The organism is Streptomyces sp. NPDC054765, assembly GCF_053612065.1.
Genome location: NZ_JBSHBP010000022.1, coordinates 78,598 through 96,236, shown reverse-complemented (window position 1 = coordinate 96,236; position 17,639 = coordinate 78,598). Strand labels below are relative to the sequence as shown.

The window sequence follows — 17,639 nt, the reverse complement described above, 5'->3', positions numbered from 1 at the left end:
TTCACAGTCTCCTTGCTGTCTCAGCGGTCAGTTTCCGGCGCTCAGGCCGCACAGGGCGTCGTAGAGCGGGTGGTAGAGCGTGCGTACCAGGGCGGGGTCTGCGGGGTCGGGAAACGATTCGGGGGCGGTCTCGTCGTCGAAGTAGGGCGCGAGGACGTCACGAAGCTTGATGAGCAGACCGTCGTCGTTGCGCCGGCGTCCGCTCCGGGTCGCCGCCGCGGGCGGGGCCCCGGCTTCGGCGAGGGCGGGGGCGAAGGCCGCGTCGACGAACACCACACGCGCGGGCACTCCGCCTCGTACGAGACGGCCGATGACCTGCCAGATGGTGACGAGCTGGTCCCAGGCGAAGGACGTCTTCTCCGCGTCGCTGAGCCGCGAGTAGATGTAGCGCCGGGACAGCAGGCGGCGCCATTCCTTCCGGGCTGCGAGGCGGAAGCCGAGCCCGGCGGCGTCCAGGTTGGCCGCGTCGGCCACAAGCTTGCCGAAGGTTCCCGCTTCGGGGTCCGGCTGGTCGCGGACGAACCTGGTGACCCAGTCGTTGACGGCGAAGACGGCAAGCGAGAGGTCGTCGGGACGCGGGTGGGGACGGGCGAGGAAGAGCACGGTCCCGAAGGCTGCCTTGTGGCTCTGGTTGAGGATGTTGTGACCGCGCTCGATCGCCATCAGGGGGGCAACCAGGACTTCAGCGTCCTCGTCCTTGGCGAAGGCAGCCAGGTCACCACGGCGTACGGCGGAGGCGCCGGTGAAGTCGCCGGTGGCCGTGTCGCCAGGCCCGGTGTGGTCGAGCTCTGCCTTGTCAGAGGCCAGAACGCGGACCTTTCCACGCCAGCGCGGCATCCGTTCAAGGAGGTCGGCGGCGAGCCTGGCGTCCTGGTAGCTGCCGACCAGGAGCAGTGCCCGTCGTCGTTCACCGTCCTCGATCCGCCGCAGTTCCCTGTCGAGGAGCGATGTGCTACCCGGCGCCGACTTCCCGAGCTGAGTGACCATTTGAGCCAAGACCCTTTCACGGGTGTCGAGTTTGGCTCCGGAGAGGGTGAGCGGGGCCCCTTCGCCGTCGTAGAGGAACAGCGTGGTGAAGCGGGTCCGCCGGATGGAGTCGACGGCGGCCTGATGGGGTTTGAGAATCGCTTTGACCGGAGCCATGACGTGTGCACGGCTCGAGGTACCAGCCCAGCTGGTGCCAGACATCAGCAGCATGTGCGGTCCGGGCCGGCCCGCAGCGGAGTCGGCTCCCAATGCAGGAAGGTTGAGCAGAAGTTCCCGGCCTACGCCGGCGCACCGGAAGAAGCGGAGGGTGCCGCTGCGCTGTTCGTCGCCGTCCGGGCCTCGCTCCGAGTCTTCGGGAAGATACTGGAACCCGAGGACATTACCCATCGGGGCTTCCGGCACTACCGGTGCGTAGTCCAGGGGAGGTCTGCGGGACAATTCATTATCGGCGGTGTCCAGGTGGAGAGCCGCCTCAGCCTGCGGCCACAGGAAAGTGACGCGTTCCAGGCGCTGATGCAGTGCGGCCAGTACCAGGGTGAACTCAAGGCGTCGTACTTGCCGCTCCAGCCAGGGTTCAGTCCCCCAAGTGTCTACGGGGTCCCGAGCGGGCTTCCCCGGCCCAGGTGCCTCTTGGCGCAGTGAACCGTCCAACAGGGGCGACCCGGTGAGCAGGGTGTCGAGAACGGAGCGGACCCGTTGGCTGGTCGCAGTCTGGTCGAGGTTGTGCAGGAGATCTCCGGCCCTGCGGATCAGAGTGTCGGTGAGGTCGCTGTGCGGGCCGCGATCACCGAGCGGGTCGTCGCGGAAGGCGTCGAGGGCCTCGGTCACTGCGTTGCGGCGGGTATCCCACGGCTCTGTACCCGGGGTGCGCGGCATGGATGCGGGACCGTCGGATTCGTCGTCGGAGTCGTACACCTCGGTGTCGGAGGAGATGCCGTCGGGGAGGGATCCGTCGGCACGCGGCCGGGGGTACCACTGGTTGACGAGCTTCTCCTGGAGCGTCCAGGCGCTGAAGTACTCGATGTCCGCCCACTTACGGAGGTCATCGTCGGTGATCAGCCTGCGATAAAGGCGATTGGCAGCGATGTGGACGATGTCCAGGGAGGCTGACCATCGTTCGACATCGCGGGCCGAGAGGGGCAGGCGGCCCTGCCGGGCCAGTTCATCGATCTTGTGGATGCCGAGTCGGTCGAGCCAGGATTCCGGACCACGCACGATCAGCGTCGCTGACGGGGCGAAGGCGGTGTCGAGCTGCATCTGTACGCGGTCTGCTTCGTCGACGATGACGATGTCGCTGCGTAGGCAGGCGAGTTCGAGGTGCCTGAGACGTTCGGCGTTGAGGTGGTTCGGGACGGCGCTCTGCAACAGGCTGGCGGGGTTGGCCACCCAGATCAGGGCGTCGACCAGCTCTCGGTCGATGGCGTGCCGGGGGCAGACGCTCCACACCGGACAGCCGTGGTCGGACCGGGAAGTCTCAGGCTCCACTCCCCTTGTGACTTCCTCCGTGTGCCCTTCTGACACGTCGTGCCGGTACACGGGCAGCTGGATTTCCCCGACGGCAGTCGGACCGGGCTTCTTGACCGGGCGTAGTTCCGTGCAGGGTGCGTCAACATAGCGCAGGGGTTCGGCCGCTTCCAGTCCGCGCTGCGCGTCGAGGACGCACACCGTGCTCAGGTCGTCGAAGGCCGGATCGTCGTGCTGAAGCAGGGATGCTCGGCCGCGTGCGGCGAGTCGGCGGTGCAGCCGGGATGCGTGCTGCTCGCGGGTGGTGCCGCCGATGACAGGAGCGGCCTTCAGCCCCAGGTCCCGGAACTGGCTGACCAGGGTGAGCTGTTCGGCGACATCGCCGACGACCAGAGTGGTACGCAACCCCTTACGTGCACCCCAGACGGCAATGAGATTCATCAGGGTGCTCTTGCCCGCGCCCACCATGCCGACCAGGTGGAGCAGCTGGTCCAGGCGCAGCACCGTCGTCTTCTCGAAGCGCAGCCCATCGGCGGCCAGGACATCGAGTTGCAGGTCCTCCAGGCGTCGCACCCATTTCCCGGAGGGGAGGCCGGCAGCGGTCTCGGCCTCCTCCATCCAGCGTGCAGTTTCGGCGAGTTCGGCCAGGGGGATGTCCAGGGGCCGGCCCGCGGTTCCCGGGACCCGGCCAAGGTCGTGGCCGGTCGCCGGCGGAAAGCACAACTGCTCGGGGATGGTCACGGAGGCCGGCCGGTGCCGCTCGGTGAACCGGGCCTGGCCCGCCGGGGCAGGCGGCAGCACGCGCTGATCGAAGTCCGGAAGTCGGGACAACGCGCGCTCGAACCTGTCGAAGCGGTCCCCCGCGACGGTCGGCTCGACCCGCCGCGCCGGCCCACCTCCCTCGGGCAGCCGGTATCCGCAGAGCCGTTCGGGCAGCTGGGCATACGTCTCCAGGCACTGGTGCCACATGCGGCGACGACGCAGCTTCCACAGCAGGTGGCGTGCCGCGTCCAGCTGGGCGCTCTGTGCCGGTGTGGTCGCGATGCCCGCGGCCACGGCGAAGGGGTAGCCGCCCAGGAGGGTGTAGACACCATGGGCGTCGCGGGAGGGGTCGAGCTTCTCGATCAGGTAGAGGCCGAGTTCCACCTGGCAGAGCAGGGAGGGGTTTACGTCGTGGTGATCCTGGGGCCAGAACGGTTCCAGGGCTTTGGCCAGTGGCTGGTACCACTCGCTGCTGTTACGCACGGGGGGATCCGTTCGTCGGTGCGGAGTCCGTCAAGTGGGGCCCGCTTGCCCCGCGGAGCCGGGCGGTGGCGAGTGCGACGAGCCGGTCGTCGGTGAGCAGGGGCAGGCCCTCGGCGGAGCCGGGGCGGTTGCGCCGGTACGTGCCGAGGTAGTCGCGGTGAGCTTCGGCCTGTTCACGGGGGACCACCCAGCACGACTCGTCGTAGGGCGGTTCCGGACGGACGGGTTTCGCGGACCGGCCGAGTAGGCCGGGATGCTTCCAGTCCTTGACGTCGATGGCCCAGACGTGTCCGTCGGGGAAGGTCACGCGCAAGTCGTAGGCGTCGAAGCCGGGCCAGAGTTGAACCTCAAGCCCCAGCGCGCTCAGCCGGGCCTCCAGTTCGACCTCGGCGCGTCCCGGGCTGGTGACGAACTGCCTCAGTGGTCGCATCAGTTGCAGCAGTCCGGCCGCGTCAGCCCCGGCCAGGGTCCGTCCGTGCGGCGGCGCTCCCCGGCGCCGGCACCGGTCTCGCTCGCACCACCATGCGCCGCCAGCAACCGGCGTGAGCAAGGTCAGGCAGCGACCGCAGGTGACGTAGGCGCCCTCGAATTCGTAGGAGGCCGGGACCGCCGCGTAGCACTGGTCCAGGAGTTCTTGTACGGGGGCGAGGAACAGGTCGGTATCGGTCTCGAACCGTTCCACTCCGGTGAGCACCGGGCGTTCGACCAGGAGCCTGCGGAAGCCTACGTAGGACTCGGGCGACGACGCCTTGCGGCACAGACGCATCGCCGTGTGGATGACCTCCCGGTCGAATTGCGCGGCGCCGGCGTCCTTGCCTCTGATCCACCACTCGTGGCACAGCTGGGTGGGGACCAGCGCCTCGGGGTCCACCAGGTAGTCATCCGGTCCAAAGGCATCCGGCGGCAGGTCGAGGGGCCAGTCCTCCAAGGGGCGGCTGTGGCACCAGAAGAGCAGTTCCGGCAGGCTGCGGGGGATCTCCTCAACGCCCCTGAGGAGGCAGGCGAGGACGGTCCGATCGAGAGCGCGCTGAGCTTCGGCCGGATAGGGCAGCCTGAAGGAGGAGAGCGACCCGAGGTCGGCGAGCTGGATCACCGCGCCAGCCAGCGTACGGAGCAAGCGTACGTCAGGGAAGTCGAGCCAGTCGCCGCGCTGGGCAGCGTGGGCATCAGAGGCGGTGGTCATCGGTGCTCCTGCTCCGTCGTGGCGAGATGTTCGATGCCCGGCTGGCACCATTCGAGGGCTTCGCAGCTGCCGCAGTGCCGGCCTGGATCGGCCGGGTAGTCCTGATCCCGGGCCCAGGGCTGGGCGAGTTGCGCGATCACTTCTCTCGCTTCGTCGACGGTCCCCGGGCGCGAGGGGTCCAGCTCCTCAAAGGTCACGTCGTCGGTGTGCAGCAGTTCGAGCTCCACCCTCGAGCGCGCCACGGCACCACCCAGGACGCCGGCGGCCAGCATCAGTACGCCGAGCGCCAGCTGAGGGTAGTGCTTCAACAGCGACTCCCCTTCATAGAGGTACCTGCTCGCGGTCTTGGTCTCCCGCCAGATCCAGCCCCCACGACGGGTGTGGAGCAGATCGGGGGTGGCTATCAGGACGAGATCGAGTTCGGGGTCGTAGCAGACCGCCTGGTACTGGACACGCACCTCTTCCTCCGGGGCGAGACCGTCCAACGGGCAGTAGAAGGCGTGCTGTTCGAGCATGGCGGCGCCGTCGAGCGCTTCCTTACCGCTCAGGTGCAGGCCGCCCGCGCCCCAGGACGCAGGGTCCGCCGGGCCCGGGATCTCCTCACAGCTCCGGTAGGGCGTGCTGCCGTGCCGCTGGTTCAGGACATCGTCGACCACACGGCCGCGTCGCACCTCCGGGCTCTCCGGCTTCGAGGAGCGCAGTTTGAGCTGCCGCGTCGCGTGGTATTTCGCGGGGCAGTCCCGGTAGGCGCGCAGATCAGTGGCCGAGACGCTGCGCCGGGGCCGCCGGCGCTCCGGCGGCGTGATCCTCAGCAGTTCCGGGCTGCGCGGAAGGGCCTCGCAGCCAGCCAGCGCCTTGCAGTCGACGCAGCCGGTTCCGGGACGGGTCCCGGTGCCATCGATGGCCTGGCGTAACGCGGGCCACCCCTCCGCCGTGAAATGCTGCCGCGCCTCCTGCCTGTTCCAGTCGAGCAGCTCGCTGTGCTTGCCGTCTCCGCAGCCGAATTCGATGACCCGGACTTGCTCGGGCAGGGCGGTGCGGTACTGCGGGATTTCGTCGAAGGGGATCGGAGTGTGCCGCTTCCGCCACCCTCTGCCCGCTGGCCGCCCTCTTGCCGCGACGTACGCGGCTGCGGCCTTTTCCCCTTCGGGGCGGTCTTCCTTGGCGGCGCCGAAGGTGAGCAGCCACAGTTCCCTGGTGGAGCCGTCGAGGGCCGCGTAGCGGCGTCCCCAGGCGGTCATCTCGTAGGTGTCCGCGCCCCGGGCGTCGACCAGCCCGGGATCCTTGCCGACCACCCATGTGTCACGGACCGGGACGGTGAGCGGGAGGCCGGCGGCCTGGCGGGCGTGCTGGTCCGCCACCCGGGCCGCCAGATAGCGCCGGACCGCCTCGGCCGACCAGGACAGCAGTATGGGGTGCGCTTCACGACGGCGGTAGAGCCCGAAAGTCCCCTCTGTGCGCCTGAGTTCTCCGATCACCCACTCCGGCTCGTTGCGCTCGTGTTCAATGAGGTCGAGCGCGTCCATGAAGACCTTGAGCGTGAAGTCCTGGAATTTTTCGCTGAGTTCCGGAGGTTCGGGATCGGCAATCAGCATCGGGCGGGCGTCGCTGGCGCGTTTCGTGGGGCAGTCCCGGGGGTCGAGTCGCGCCGCACCGAGGTTCGTGCGCACCAGCTTGATGTCACCCCTTGTCCCGGCGGGGCGCGGCCAACTGCTCATAGTTCCTCCAAGCGGTATGGCAAGACCGCCCGTTGCGACACGGCAGAGGACGGCGCACCGGGTGGCGGGCGTCTCCAGCATGACACACGAGAGCTGTGAACTAAGTCCATGCACAAAGCTTCCGTCGATCGCTTTACACTGGACGCCTCCGCCACGCAACGGTCCGGCGGAACCGGAAACCCGCCAGCGTCGCGCCTCTCCTGCGCGTCGGACGCGGGACGCTTCAGAGGCAAGGGGCGGCATGAAGAAGGACGATGTGCTGGGCGGCCGGTACAAACTGCTCAAGCATCTGGGCAGCGGCGGCATGGCCGTGGTCTGGCAGGCGAAAGACCTGCGGGGCGAGAAGCTGGTGGCCGTCAAGTGCCTGCGCACAAAAAGCGATCTCCTGGACTCACTCGACGAAGACGAGGCACACGACGAACTGCGGCGCATGCGTGGCCGCTTCCGGCGTGAGGGCGCGCTTCTCGGACGGCTGTGCAACAGGAGCATTCCCGAGCTGTACGACCAGGGCACCCACGGCTCCGAGCCCTACCTCGTGATGCGCTTCGTCGCCGGCAAGCCCCTCCACCTCTTCCTGGACCAGTACACCCCCACCATCGAGGTCGGCGCGGCCATCGGGGTCCAGATCGCCGAGGCGCTGGCCTGCGCCCACGACCTGCCAGTGGTGCACCGCGACCTCAAGCCGTACAACTTGATCATCGACGAAAACGGCGTGGTCGTCCTCATCGACTTCGGCATCGCCAAGCCACTCTGGCCCGGCGTCACGGACTACACCCAGCACGGTTCCACCGTAGGCAGCAGGGGGTACGAGGCCCCGGAGCAGATCCTGGAACGCCAGATCACCCCGAAGACCGACTTGTACGCACTGGGCTGCGTCCTCTACCACCTACTGACCGGCCACCCGCCGTTCTCCGGGGACGGCCTGAAGGACCAGCATGTGCACGCCGCGCCGATCCCGCCCACCTGTCACATCGGGCACATCCCGGCAGAGCTGGAGGAGCTGGTCCTGAAGTTGCTGGCGAAAGAGCCGGAGGGCCGGCCGGAGGACGCTCGCGCGGTCGCGGAGGTACTGCGGAAGTACGCACCCCGCCCAGGTGACGCCGCCCCGTCCCCTCGGCTGGAGCCGGACCCTACGCGTCCGTTGCGCTTGCCAGACGAGTACGACCTGCCCGCCGCGCCCGCGACACCGGCGGCCGTGGCCAGTCCGAGCAGGAGGCACCGCGGTTCCAGGTTCCTCAGTCGCCGGATGTTTCAGGAGGTCGCCGCCGGGGCCGAGACCGAGATCGATTCCGGTGAACCCGCGAGCGCGGCGGACAAGCTGGTGGAGCTGTTGCCCGCCGCCCGCCGGGACTGGGGCGTCTTCGACCCACGGGTCCGGGCGGCCTTGCGCGTGGCCGCGAACGGCATGCGCGTCGCAGGGCGTTGCAAGGAGGCGATCTTACTCTACGAGGCTCTGGCCCTGCGCGCTGAGGACAGTGCGAGCCCGGACGATCTGGCCGACTACCTGGAAGGCACTCTCGGCGCGGCGGAGTGCCGTATCCCCTTCGGTGACCTGCTCCCCGCCGCAGCAGCGCGGACCATGGTGCTCGACGAGCTGCCCCGCGTCACAGGCCCTCGCGCCCAGGTGCTGGCCGAGCGGTGCCACGAGGTCGGCATCGAGCTCGAGGAGCTGAGCTTCGAGGCGTAGGCGGACAGCCTGGCGCAGGTGCCTCCTCCGCGCTCGCCTCGGTGATGCAGGGCGGCCGACTCATCGGCGCGATCGGTGCAGCCTCCCCGCCGCGAGCCCGTCCCCGAGGCCCCGGACGAGATCCTCACCCACCGCCGCGACCGAGCGGAGTGACTCCTCAAGTGCCAGCAGTTCCCTGAAGGCCGCCGCGTACGGCCGCTGTTCGGCGAGGGAGAGCTGAAGCACCCGCAGTTTGCGTACGTCGATACGGGCCGAGCTGGAGGTGTGCGAACCGGCCTGCCGCGCATTCGCCGGAGCGCGCAGGCAGCCCGCGAGGAACCAGGGGTCGAGGAGTTCGCGGTCCGGGCGCAGCGCGTAGAGCTGAGGTCCGAGCACCAGGGGCCTGTCCTCTTGGACCCAAACGCGATACGCCCGCTCGACACCCGCCACGATGACATCCCCGGGCTCGGCCACGGTGAACGAACCGGTGCTGGCGCCCTTCTCCACCTCGGCCCCGGCGAGCCAGCCCCCCGGCCCCCCTCCCTGGACCAGGTCGGGAACGCTCAGGACCGGTACCCCACCATCCGGAAGTGCGTCAGCGTGCAGCAGCTCGCCGGGAAGCGTCTGCCCCTGCCGCAGCTTGAGCGCGTGGGCACGGTCCAGGTCCGAGACCGTGACCGTGGACGCGGCATCGCCGCTCGCCGACAGGTCGATCGCCGCGAGGGATCGGGAATGGCCGCGTACCTCGTCGAGCAGGCCGTCCAGGCGCCCCCAGGATTCATGTCGCTTGGCCTGGGCCTCCACAGCCGTCTCCGGTACGTGGCGGGCGGGCGTGAGATCCGTCTGTTCATTGAGCAGATCCATCACGGGGACGATGACGCACCCCTCTGGCAGCTTCTTCCTTGCTCTCGTCTTCCGTGCCCCGGACCAGGAATGAGCGTGTACCGCGTCGAGTACGCGGCCACTCAGCCGCACCCAATCGATGCTCTGAGCCCCCCGGGCCGCCCCCTGCGAGGTGGCCGCGTCGAGCAGGAACAGGCGTTCGCCGGGAGCTCCGATGTCGGACGCGGGCATCCGGAGAATCCACAACTGGAGCGAGACGCTGTGCGGTTGCGCGGCCCCGGCCGGCAGTGCGACGACTCCCCGCAGCGCGCCCGCGCGCAGTAGCGCCCCGCGGATGCGCCTGCCCGCACGCCGGGAGGCCACCGCCGGCGGTAGCAGGAGTACGGCCACACCGTCGGGCACCAATCGCGCCAGCGCGTGCTCGATCCAGGCGAGTTCGGGCTCGGTCCTCGGTGGCAGGCCGTAGACCCAGCGGGGATCGGTGGCCAGTTCCTCGTGGCCCCAGTCGCGCGCGTTGAACGGGGGGTTGCAAAGGACGATGTCGGCCCGAACGGCACCGTGCGGGTCTGCGCGGAGCGAGTCTCCTGCCCTGATCTCCGCGTCCACCCCTCCACCGCCTGCGCGGGCGAAGCCCACCCGGGCCGCCGCCAGCGCGGCAAGCGCCGGGTCAAGGTCGGTCCCGAGGAGCGCCGGAGCCGTGGAGTTGGCCTCAGTCCCCCACTCCCCCATGCCCTCACCCGCGGCCAGGAGCAGCCCACCGACGCCACATGCGGGGTCGAGGACGGTCGTCCGTGCATCGCCGCCCCCGGTCCCTCCGGCCCGGACGGCTAGAGCGATGTCCGCCATCAGCCGGGCCAGTGGGGCCGGAGTGGTACTGACCTGCCGTACATGGGCGTCGAGCCAGCGCGAAAGCAGGAAGTCGAAGGTCTCACGGCCTCCTTCATGGCGTGCGGCGTCGACCGTCTCGTCCACCACCTGGGCAGCCTCTTCCGGAAGGAAGGACTGCTCCGGCACGGCCTGGTCCGCGTCTTCCGCAGCGAGAAGGCGGCGGCCGGCTTCCGCAAGCGCCGCGCCCATGACCGCACGCTCTCCCAGCGCCTCGTAGTGCGGCCACAGCCGCTCGCGCAACCCAATCCGCTCAATCTTCCCGTGGGCGTGGAGCCATCGTTCGATGTCGGTGAGGGAGAACTGCGGGCTGGTGTCCGTTCCGCCGACCGGTGTCGGGAACGAGTCGTGGCGGCGCCGCCAGTTGCTTACTGCCGCTCGACCAACACCCGCGATGCGTGCGATTCCCGCCAGGGTGACGGGCACATCGATGGAGTCTGACATGTGATTCTCCGAGCGGGGGATGACTTTCGGACGAGCCTGACACAGACGCCATCAACGTAGCTCAGCCACCTTACACAAACCAATCATTGACTGAGTTCACAGACAGTTGGTCGATCGCGCTCTTCCACCCCTACACGGACGAGCCAGGAGGGCGATCAAGGCAGGCATCGGGCGCGACCCCCGGGCATCGGCGGGCGATATCACCTTGAGGACGCGCTGGATCACGGCCCTCCGCAACGCGATCAGCGGCAAGGTGCTCGACAACCCCGCCGCCGAGACTATGGCGTCCGCCAGTGGGACGCCGCCGCCGGCGAGAAGGGCCAGCAGTGGCACATCATCCCCGTTGGGGGCGAAGCGGGCCTCGTACTTCATCGAGGGCGCCGCCGACGGCGCCGTTCTCGACCTCGCCAACCCCGGCGAGGACGACACCCGGATCTTCCTGGGCGAGCACGACGACAGGGCGACAAGCGGTGCAACTCCGCAGCAGCGCGAGCAGCTCTCCGCGTACGCGGAGCGGGCGTCGACGAGGCCCACCGGTACAAGGGCGTCGGCGCAGCATCTCCGCGCAGGCGGAGATCGCGCCAACAGACCTACCCACCCCGCTCCCAGCGGGGCAGCACCTTGAGCGGCACGCAACTACACATCAGCATGGGTACCCCCATGGAGCGGCTGCTCAGACGCCTCCGATGCCCGCCCACCTCTGGGATTTTTCAGAGACTTTTTCAGCTCTACCCGAGGGGCTTCCGAGGGACTTTCGGCTACCCAAAACGGCAAGCGCGTGAAAGGTCGAAAAGGGCCTCCAACACAGGCCAGAGGCCCTTTCCGAGGCAATGTCCCAGGTAGCGGCGGACGAGTCGACCCGTACGTCGGGTTCTGTGCCCCCGATGCGGAGGGTTGCGCCCCCGATGAGCGGGCTCGTAGCAAAATCTCCCCCGCAGCCCACATTTGGCACGGCCGGAATTTCGAGCTACAACAACACCCTCTGACGGGAAGACCCGCCAGGGACTCTCCGACAGATTGGTGTGGATGTGGCTACGGTCCTAGACAAGGGCGCTGGTGCACCTGGAAAGCGCTGGGCTGTCCGCTACCGGGAGCCCGGCGGGCGCAGCGCCCGGCAGCGCCAGAAGGCATTCGACCGCAAGAAGGACGCGGTGGACTTCGCCACCAAGGTGGAGAACGACAAGCGTGAGAACACGTATATCGACCCGAACGCCGGCAAGGTTTCCCTGCGTCGCTATAGCGAGGACTGGCTCAAGGGAGTGCTCCTGTCGGGCGGCACCTGGGAGTCGTACGAGCGCATCATGCGGCTTCACGTTCTGCCGTACCTGGGGTGCAAGACGATCGCTCAGGTGACGGCAGCCGATGTGGAGGAGCTGTACGCGCGGTGGGCGAAGGACGGGGCCAAGCCGAACACGATCGACGCGCGCAACATTGCACTGTCGTCGCTCTTCTCCCACGCAGTGCGCCACAGGCGTATATCCAGCAACCCGGTCAAGGAAGCGGAGAAGCCTGATAATCCGGTGGTTCCGGTCGATGAGCGGAGCCTTCCGAGGCTCGATGAGATCAAGGCCATCGCGCAGGCTATCGGACCGCGCTTGGAGCCTGCGGTGTGGCTGATGGCTTGCGGCGGGCTGCGTATCGGCGAATCGCTTGGGGTCTTTTCCGAGGATTTTCAGGACGGACTGTTGCGCCTGCGGCGCCAAGTCGTCCGGTATCGCGATGAGGACGGACTCTATGTGGCGCGATACGCGCCTTTGAAACACCGGAAAGAGGGCGAATGGCGCGACGTTCCGGTGCCAGAATACTTCGCTGCCTTCGCCGATCGCTTCCCCATTCTCAACCAGCAGGGCGGGATGACATACCCCGGACTCGTCCGCGCTTCCTGGGATCGGGCCATCAAACGGCTGGGGCTTCGGCAATACACACCCCATGACCTGAGGCACAAATGGGCGACCGTGACCTTGACGAACGGAGTGTCCATTCACGAGGTGTCCCGGTGGCTGGGGCACCGGTCCATCAAGGTCACGGTCGACCGCTACGGGCACCTCACCCAGGACGGGCGTGAGCGCTGCCGTCAGGTGGTGGCGACCTTCCAGGGCTACCTGCCCGACGAGCTGTCGGTGGGCCCGGCGGCGTGAACCCCTACCGGATTCCGAGCTCGCGCAGGACTCGGTGCTGACTTGGTGCTGACTTCACCGGGAAGTAGAGGTAGCAGACACCCCCAGAACCGCTCTTGACCTGGCCTTTTTCGTCGTAACGCTTCGTCCTCAGCCAGATGTTTTCGAACTGGCGGCGTTTGTAGACGTGCCGGACCGCGGCGTCGTCGGGTGAGGCCGGGTCGTTGGTGATGACGTCGCCGTCCTTGGTGAAGCCGACGACGGTCATCAGATGGCCGGCGGTGCCGTAGCCCGCGCCGTCGAGTTCGGCCTTCAGGAAGGACTGGGAGGTGATGACCGGGATGCCTGCATGGACGAGGCGTTCGGCGTCCGTGAGGGAGGAAAGGCGGGTGACGACGCCCTGCAGGCCCGGGTACGTGGCGGCATAGGCGGCGTTGAAGGGCCAGTTGCCGCAGCCGTCGTACTGGTAGTCGAAGGTGTAGCGGGCGGCGTGGCAGACCTGAGGGTCGGCGTAGTCGGGGTTGACCCAGGACAGCTGCTGCTGGGTGGGCCTGCGGCCCCAGTATTCGACGATCATCTGGGAGGAGGTGGGGCTGCACCATGCCTCGCCCCCGTTGTCGTACTCCGGGTACTGGCCCTTGTGGATCTCCTGCGAGTAGCGCGGGACGACCAGCTCGCGGCCGACCGCTCCGGGCTCCGACGCCGGCACCTCGAAGCGGTCGGGGAGGTCCGAGCCCATGGCGCCCAGCCGCCAGACGGTGGGGGTGAGGGTGCCGCCGGGCTTGCGGTAGAGGGTGACCCGGAGTTCATAGGAGGTCAGACGGAGGCCGCTCGCCGGGGTGTCGATGGCAAAAGTGTCGGTCGAGATGCTGCTCTTGCCGTCTTTCTGGCCGTCGACGGAGGTGCGCCGGATGTCGGCGTCGGTGTCGCCGGCGGTCCAGCGGCCCATGACGTACCAGGGGGTGCGGCCACCGTCGGTGTAGGTGCCGCGCAGTTCGACGGCGATCCATGTGCCGGGCGGGGTGTGTGCGTTCCAGGAGGCGACGACCTCGGTGGCCGGGACCCGGAGGCGGTGGACCGGGGACGTCCAGGTGGCGTACTCCCAGGCGGCGGTCCGGCCGGTGTGCGGATCCTTGTAGTCGGCGGTGCCGGCCGGGTGCGCCAGGCGGATGCCGGGCCGGGCGCCGTGCGCGAGGGCGGTGCCCTTGGCGTGGCCCTGGGCCCAGTCGGCTGTAGTGGTCCAGGCGTGATAGTCCACGAGGCTCTTCGATCGGCGCGCGGGGGCGTCCGGAGTGGTGGCGGTGGCCGGGGCGATGGCAGGTCCGCGGGATGCGGCGGCGGCCTGCGCCGAGGGGGCGGCGACACCCGCCGCGGCGGCGAGCGCGGCGGCCAGGACGGTGCGCCGGGGCGCGGAGCTGGTCATGGTGGGGTCCCCCAGTCGGATGCGTACGAGCGGGTGGGAAGGGTCGGGCCGGGACCGCGGGCGGGCACGGGCGGATCAGCAGTGGCTCAACTATTCCCGTTCCGGGCCTGCTTCGGAAGGCGCTGCGGCGCGCGTCGCCGCACGAATATGGGTGTGGACCACTGGCACGGGCTGCGGTGCGGACCCCGCGCGTACGCTGGCGCAATGGATCGTGATCTGGCGTTGCTCGCCGCGCGGCTGCGTACCGTGCCGCCGTCCTGCGGGCCGGTGCGGCTGATCGCGGTGGACGGGCACGCCGGGTCGGGCAAGAGCACCTTCGCCGGGCGGCTGGCCGATGCGCTCGGCGGTGCGCCGGTGGTACACACCGACGATCTCGCCACCCACGAGGAGCTGTTCGCCTGGAGCGGGCGGTTTGCCGACCAGGTCCTGGGTCCGCTGTCGCGGGGCGAGAAGGCGCGGTACGGCGTCTACGACTGGGTGCGTGGGGAGTTCACCGAGGAGCGCGAGCTGGCACCCGCGCCGCTGGTGCTGGTCGAAGGCGTGGGCACGGGCCGGCGGGCACTGCGGCCCCATCTGGCGTGCCTGCTGTGGATGGAACTGGCGAGCGAACACTCCTGGGAAAGGGGGCGACTCCGGGACGGACCGGGGCTCTCCGCGTTCTGGAGTGGCTGGATTCCGGCGGAGCGCGCGCACTTCGCAGCGGACCCCTCGCGTCCACATGCCGATTTCCTGGTGCACCAGAAGAAGGTGGGGTACGAGGTGCTCGTGGGGCCTTCCGCGAGGCCATGACCGGTCCCGTATTTCACGCTCCGTAACGGACCGCGGCCGATGGGCCGGACGGCGCCGACAGGGACCCGCCGAGTGCCCCAACTCGGCTTGACCTGGGGGGCGTACAGGACTTACGTTCTCAATGTGCGGTTCTACGGACCGCCCGCAGATGCGAAGCCCCCGGTTGTTCCCCCGTGATCGGGGGCTTCGTTCTGCGTAAAATCACCTCTTTCCGCGGCTCGGTGCCGCCCTTCCCTCACCCTGGGTCACCGTGTCCTTCCCGCCGCCGCGTCGCGTCGCGTCACCTGCTCTTGCCCCGTGCCGCCCTCTACGGCCTGCACCGATCCCGCAGGTACGATGCGAGTCTGTGCCACCGCAGGCCGGCACCGCTGTGCGCGCGGAGGGGATCAACTCCCGCCCGCCGTACGCCGGTTCGAAAGGCCGCGGCCATGGCACTGGCCCGGCGGTACTCGGGGGGACATTTTGTGGGGGGACGGGATGGATGTCGGCGCTCAGGGTTCGCCCGCCCCGGCCGAGCTCGCCTGGCTGCGCGCGGTGGACGCTTACACCGTGGGCGCCTATCCGCAGGCGGAGGAGGAATTCCGGGCCGCGGTACGACTCGATCCGTCGATGGCCGATGCCTGGCTCGGTCTGCACGCATTGCGCGCCGACACCTCCATCGCACTGCTGCGGATGCACCGGCACCGCGACCGCTTCGGTGAGATGCGCACCCGCCACCGACGCACCCTCAACTCCTGGTACTGGCTGGGCTGGTGGGTGCAGCCGGTGCTGGAGAGCGGGCGCGATCTGCTGCTCGCGCACGCCTCCCACTGGCTCGACGGGCGTCATGTCGCCGAGCTGGACCAGGCGCTGGCCGGCTGCCCGCCGGTCGACACCGACCCCCAGGTGCGCTTTCTGCACGCCTGCCGCGCCTATCTCGTCAAGGACTGGGACCAGCTCGTACGGCACACCGAGCCGCTGCTCGGCGATCCGGTGCTGGGTATCGAGGCCGGGCTGTTCGGCGGGATGGCGCGGGTGCGGCTGGAGATGTACAGGCAGGCCGAGCCGCTGCTGTCGTCCGCGTTGATGCGCTGCCGCAGCGAGCAGCCGCAGCGCAAGGAGCTGCGCTACTGGCTCGCCCGCGCCCATGAGGGCACCGGCCGCAGCGCCGCGGCGCTCCCCCTCTACCGCGCGGTGCACCGCGTCGACCCGGCCTTCATGGACACCGCGGCACGGCTCGCCGCCATCGCGGAGGGGGACGGCCTGGACGAGGGCGCCGATCTCGCGACGGTCTCCGCGTCCGGCCTCGGCCAGGAGGCCGGCGGCGATCCGGCCCCGCTCGATCCGGTCGACGGCCGTGAGCTGCTGGTGACCGGCGAGGCGGACGGGCCGGGCGGGGACCTGGGTGGCGCTCCGGCCGGGAGCGATGCCGCGGCCCGGGTCAAGGCGGCGGCGCCGGTGCCGCGCGGCGCCGAGCGGCTGCCCGCCGGGCCCGCCGATCCGGTGCTGCTGGAGAAGGCCCTGGCGGAGCTGGAGCGGATGGTCGGCATGGAGCCGGTCAAACGGCAGGTGCGCGCGCTGTCGGCCCAGCTGCGGATGGCCCGGCTGCGCGCGAGCCAGGGCCTGCCGGTCCAGCCGCCGAAACGACACTTCGTCTTCTCCGGGCCGTCCGGCACCGGCAAGACCACCGTGGCCCGGATACTCGGGCGGGTCTTCTACGCCCTGGGGCTCCTCGGCGGCGACCATCTCGTGGAGGCCCAACGGTCCGATCTCGTCGGCGAATTCCTCGGCCAGACCGCGGTCAAGGCCAATGAGCTGATCGACTCGGCGCTGGGCGGGGTGCTGTTCGTCGACGAGGCGTACAGCCTGTCCAACTCCGGCTACAGCAAGGGCGACGCCTATGGCGACGAGGCACTTCAGGTGCTGCTCAAGCGTGCCGAGGACAACCGCGACCGGCTCGTCGTCATCCTGGCGGGTTACCCAGAGGGCATGGACCGGCTGCTGGCCGCCAACCCGGGCCTGTCCTCCCGCTTCACCAGCCGCGTCGACTTCCCCAGCTACCGGCCGCTGGAGCTGACCGCGATCGGCGAGGTCCTGGCCGCCGAGAACGGCGACCGCTGGGACGACGAGTCCCGCGACGAGCTGTGCAGCATCAGCGGCCATGTCGTCGACCAGGGCTGGATCGACGAGCTGGGCAACGGGCGCTTTCTGCGCACGTTGTACGAGAAGAGCTGTGCCTACCGCGATCTGCGGCTCTCCACCTGGCGCGGCACCCCCACCCGCGACGATCTCGCCACCCTCCGGCTGCCCGACCTGATGCAGGCCTACGGCGAGGTCCTCTCGGGCCGGGGCCCGGACATCCAGGGCCCGCCGCAGAAGGGGCGGGATCTCTGACCCGGGCGGTGGCTCCCCTCGTCCGGGCAGGCGTGCGACGGGGGTGGCGGCTCCGAGGGTGCCGCTGACCGGTAACACCGCGGCGGTCGCCATGGGCCTGCGACGCCAACGGGATGTGCTCCGTGATGGGTTCATGTCTGCGAGCTTGCCGCACCGTGATCAACCACGGCATCCGGGAAAGCCCCCGGACGGCCCCGTCAACGGATCAGGGATCCCCCCGAGGACGGCCCCCGAAGATCACTCCCCGGTGCCGCCCGGCGCTCGCGGCGGCAGGCGGACCGGTCCGAACCGCCGCCAGGTACCGGCCCCCGGACATCCGCGATCCGGACACCGGCACCGGCACCCGCACCCGCACCGGCACCGGCACCGGCACCGGGCAGGACGATTCATCACCGCACCTCACCGCCCCAGCCCGCCCCAGTCCGCCCCGCCCCGTCCGACACGGAAAGGAAAGCCCAGCTCGGAGCGGAACGTCCGGCCCGAGGCGGCACGTCCGGCCCGG

The 17,639-nt window shown here is 69.4% G+C and carries 10 protein-coding genes; 5 read left to right on the top strand and 5 right to left on the bottom strand.

From position 1 onward, the window contains the following. Nucleotides 1-27 precede the first annotated feature (27 nt). The 3 genes from ACWGJY_RS16775 to ACWGJY_RS16765 are packed head-to-tail and all read right to left on the bottom strand — an operon-like array spanning nucleotide 28 to nucleotide 6,597. Nucleotides 28-3,696 (bottom strand): pPIWI_RE_Z domain-containing protein, encoded by a 3,669-nt coding sequence (locus ACWGJY_RS16775; RefSeq protein WP_453261543.1) that lies wholly within the window; start codon nucleotides 3,694-3,696, stop codon nucleotides 28-30. Further along, entirely contained in the window at nucleotides 3,689-4,879 is a 1,191-nt protein-coding gene (locus tag ACWGJY_RS16770; protein ID WP_453261542.1) for a pPIWI_RE_Y domain-containing protein, read from the bottom strand. The genes ACWGJY_RS16775 and ACWGJY_RS16770 overlap by 8 nt, the downstream gene beginning before the upstream one ends. Next, nucleotides 4,876-6,597 carry a PD-(D/E)XK nuclease family protein gene (locus ACWGJY_RS16765; protein ID WP_453261541.1) on the bottom strand — a complete coding sequence of 574 codons (1,722 nt, stop codon included), beginning with the start codon at nucleotides 6,595-6,597 and terminating at the stop codon, nucleotides 4,876-4,878. Before ACWGJY_RS16765 ends, ACWGJY_RS16770 begins: the two co-directional genes overlap by 4 nt. A 241-nt stretch (nucleotides 6,598-6,838) precedes the next feature. Between ACWGJY_RS16765 and ACWGJY_RS16760 the strand changes: the two genes are divergently transcribed. After that, complete coding sequence (locus ACWGJY_RS16760) at nucleotides 6,839-8,284, top strand: serine/threonine protein kinase (protein ID WP_453261540.1); 1,446 nt, start codon at nucleotides 6,839-6,841, stop codon at nucleotides 8,282-8,284. Between the two features lie 60 nt (nucleotides 8,285-8,344). On the opposite strand, the gene ACWGJY_RS16755 is transcribed toward ACWGJY_RS16760, so the two are convergent. Continuing rightward, nucleotides 8,345-10,435, bottom strand: coding sequence for an N-6 DNA methylase (locus tag ACWGJY_RS16755; RefSeq protein WP_453261539.1), 2,091 nt, complete (start codon nucleotides 10,433-10,435; stop codon nucleotides 8,345-8,347). Between the two features lie 343 nt (nucleotides 10,436-10,778). Here ACWGJY_RS16755 and ACWGJY_RS16750 point away from each other — a divergent pair, with 343 nt between their 5' ends. Beyond that, a complete protein-coding gene (locus tag ACWGJY_RS16750) occupies nucleotides 10,779-11,060 on the top strand; it encodes a hypothetical protein (protein WP_453261538.1) in 282 nt (93 codons plus the stop codon). Nucleotides 11,061-11,586: 526 nt separating this feature from the next. Then, nucleotides 11,587-12,573 (top strand): tyrosine-type recombinase/integrase, encoded by a 987-nt coding sequence (locus tag ACWGJY_RS16745; protein WP_453261537.1) that lies wholly within the window; start codon nucleotides 11,587-11,589, stop codon nucleotides 12,571-12,573. Nucleotides 12,574-12,577: 4 nt separating this feature from the next. Here the strand turns inward: ACWGJY_RS16745 and ACWGJY_RS16740 are convergent, their stop codons facing one another. Further along, nucleotides 12,578-13,975 carry a peptidase C39 family protein gene (locus tag ACWGJY_RS16740; protein WP_453261536.1) on the bottom strand — a complete coding sequence of 466 codons (1,398 nt, stop codon included), beginning with the start codon at nucleotides 13,973-13,975 and terminating at the stop codon, nucleotides 12,578-12,580. Nucleotides 13,976-14,179: 204 nt separating this feature from the next. Here ACWGJY_RS16740 and ACWGJY_RS16735 point away from each other — a divergent pair, with 204 nt between their 5' ends. Together ACWGJY_RS16735 and ACWGJY_RS16730 are read left to right on the top strand one after the other, a co-directional pair. Continuing rightward, nucleotides 14,180-14,764 (top strand): uridine kinase family protein, encoded by a 585-nt coding sequence (locus ACWGJY_RS16735; protein WP_453261535.1) that lies wholly within the window; start codon nucleotides 14,180-14,182, stop codon nucleotides 14,762-14,764. A gap of 477 nt (nucleotides 14,765-15,241) precedes the next feature. Beyond that, nucleotides 15,242-17,137, top strand: a complete 1,896-nt coding sequence (locus ACWGJY_RS16730; protein WP_453261534.1) for an AAA family ATPase — start codon at nucleotides 15,242-15,244, stop codon at nucleotides 17,135-17,137. Nucleotides 17,138-17,639: the final 502 nt, after the last annotated feature.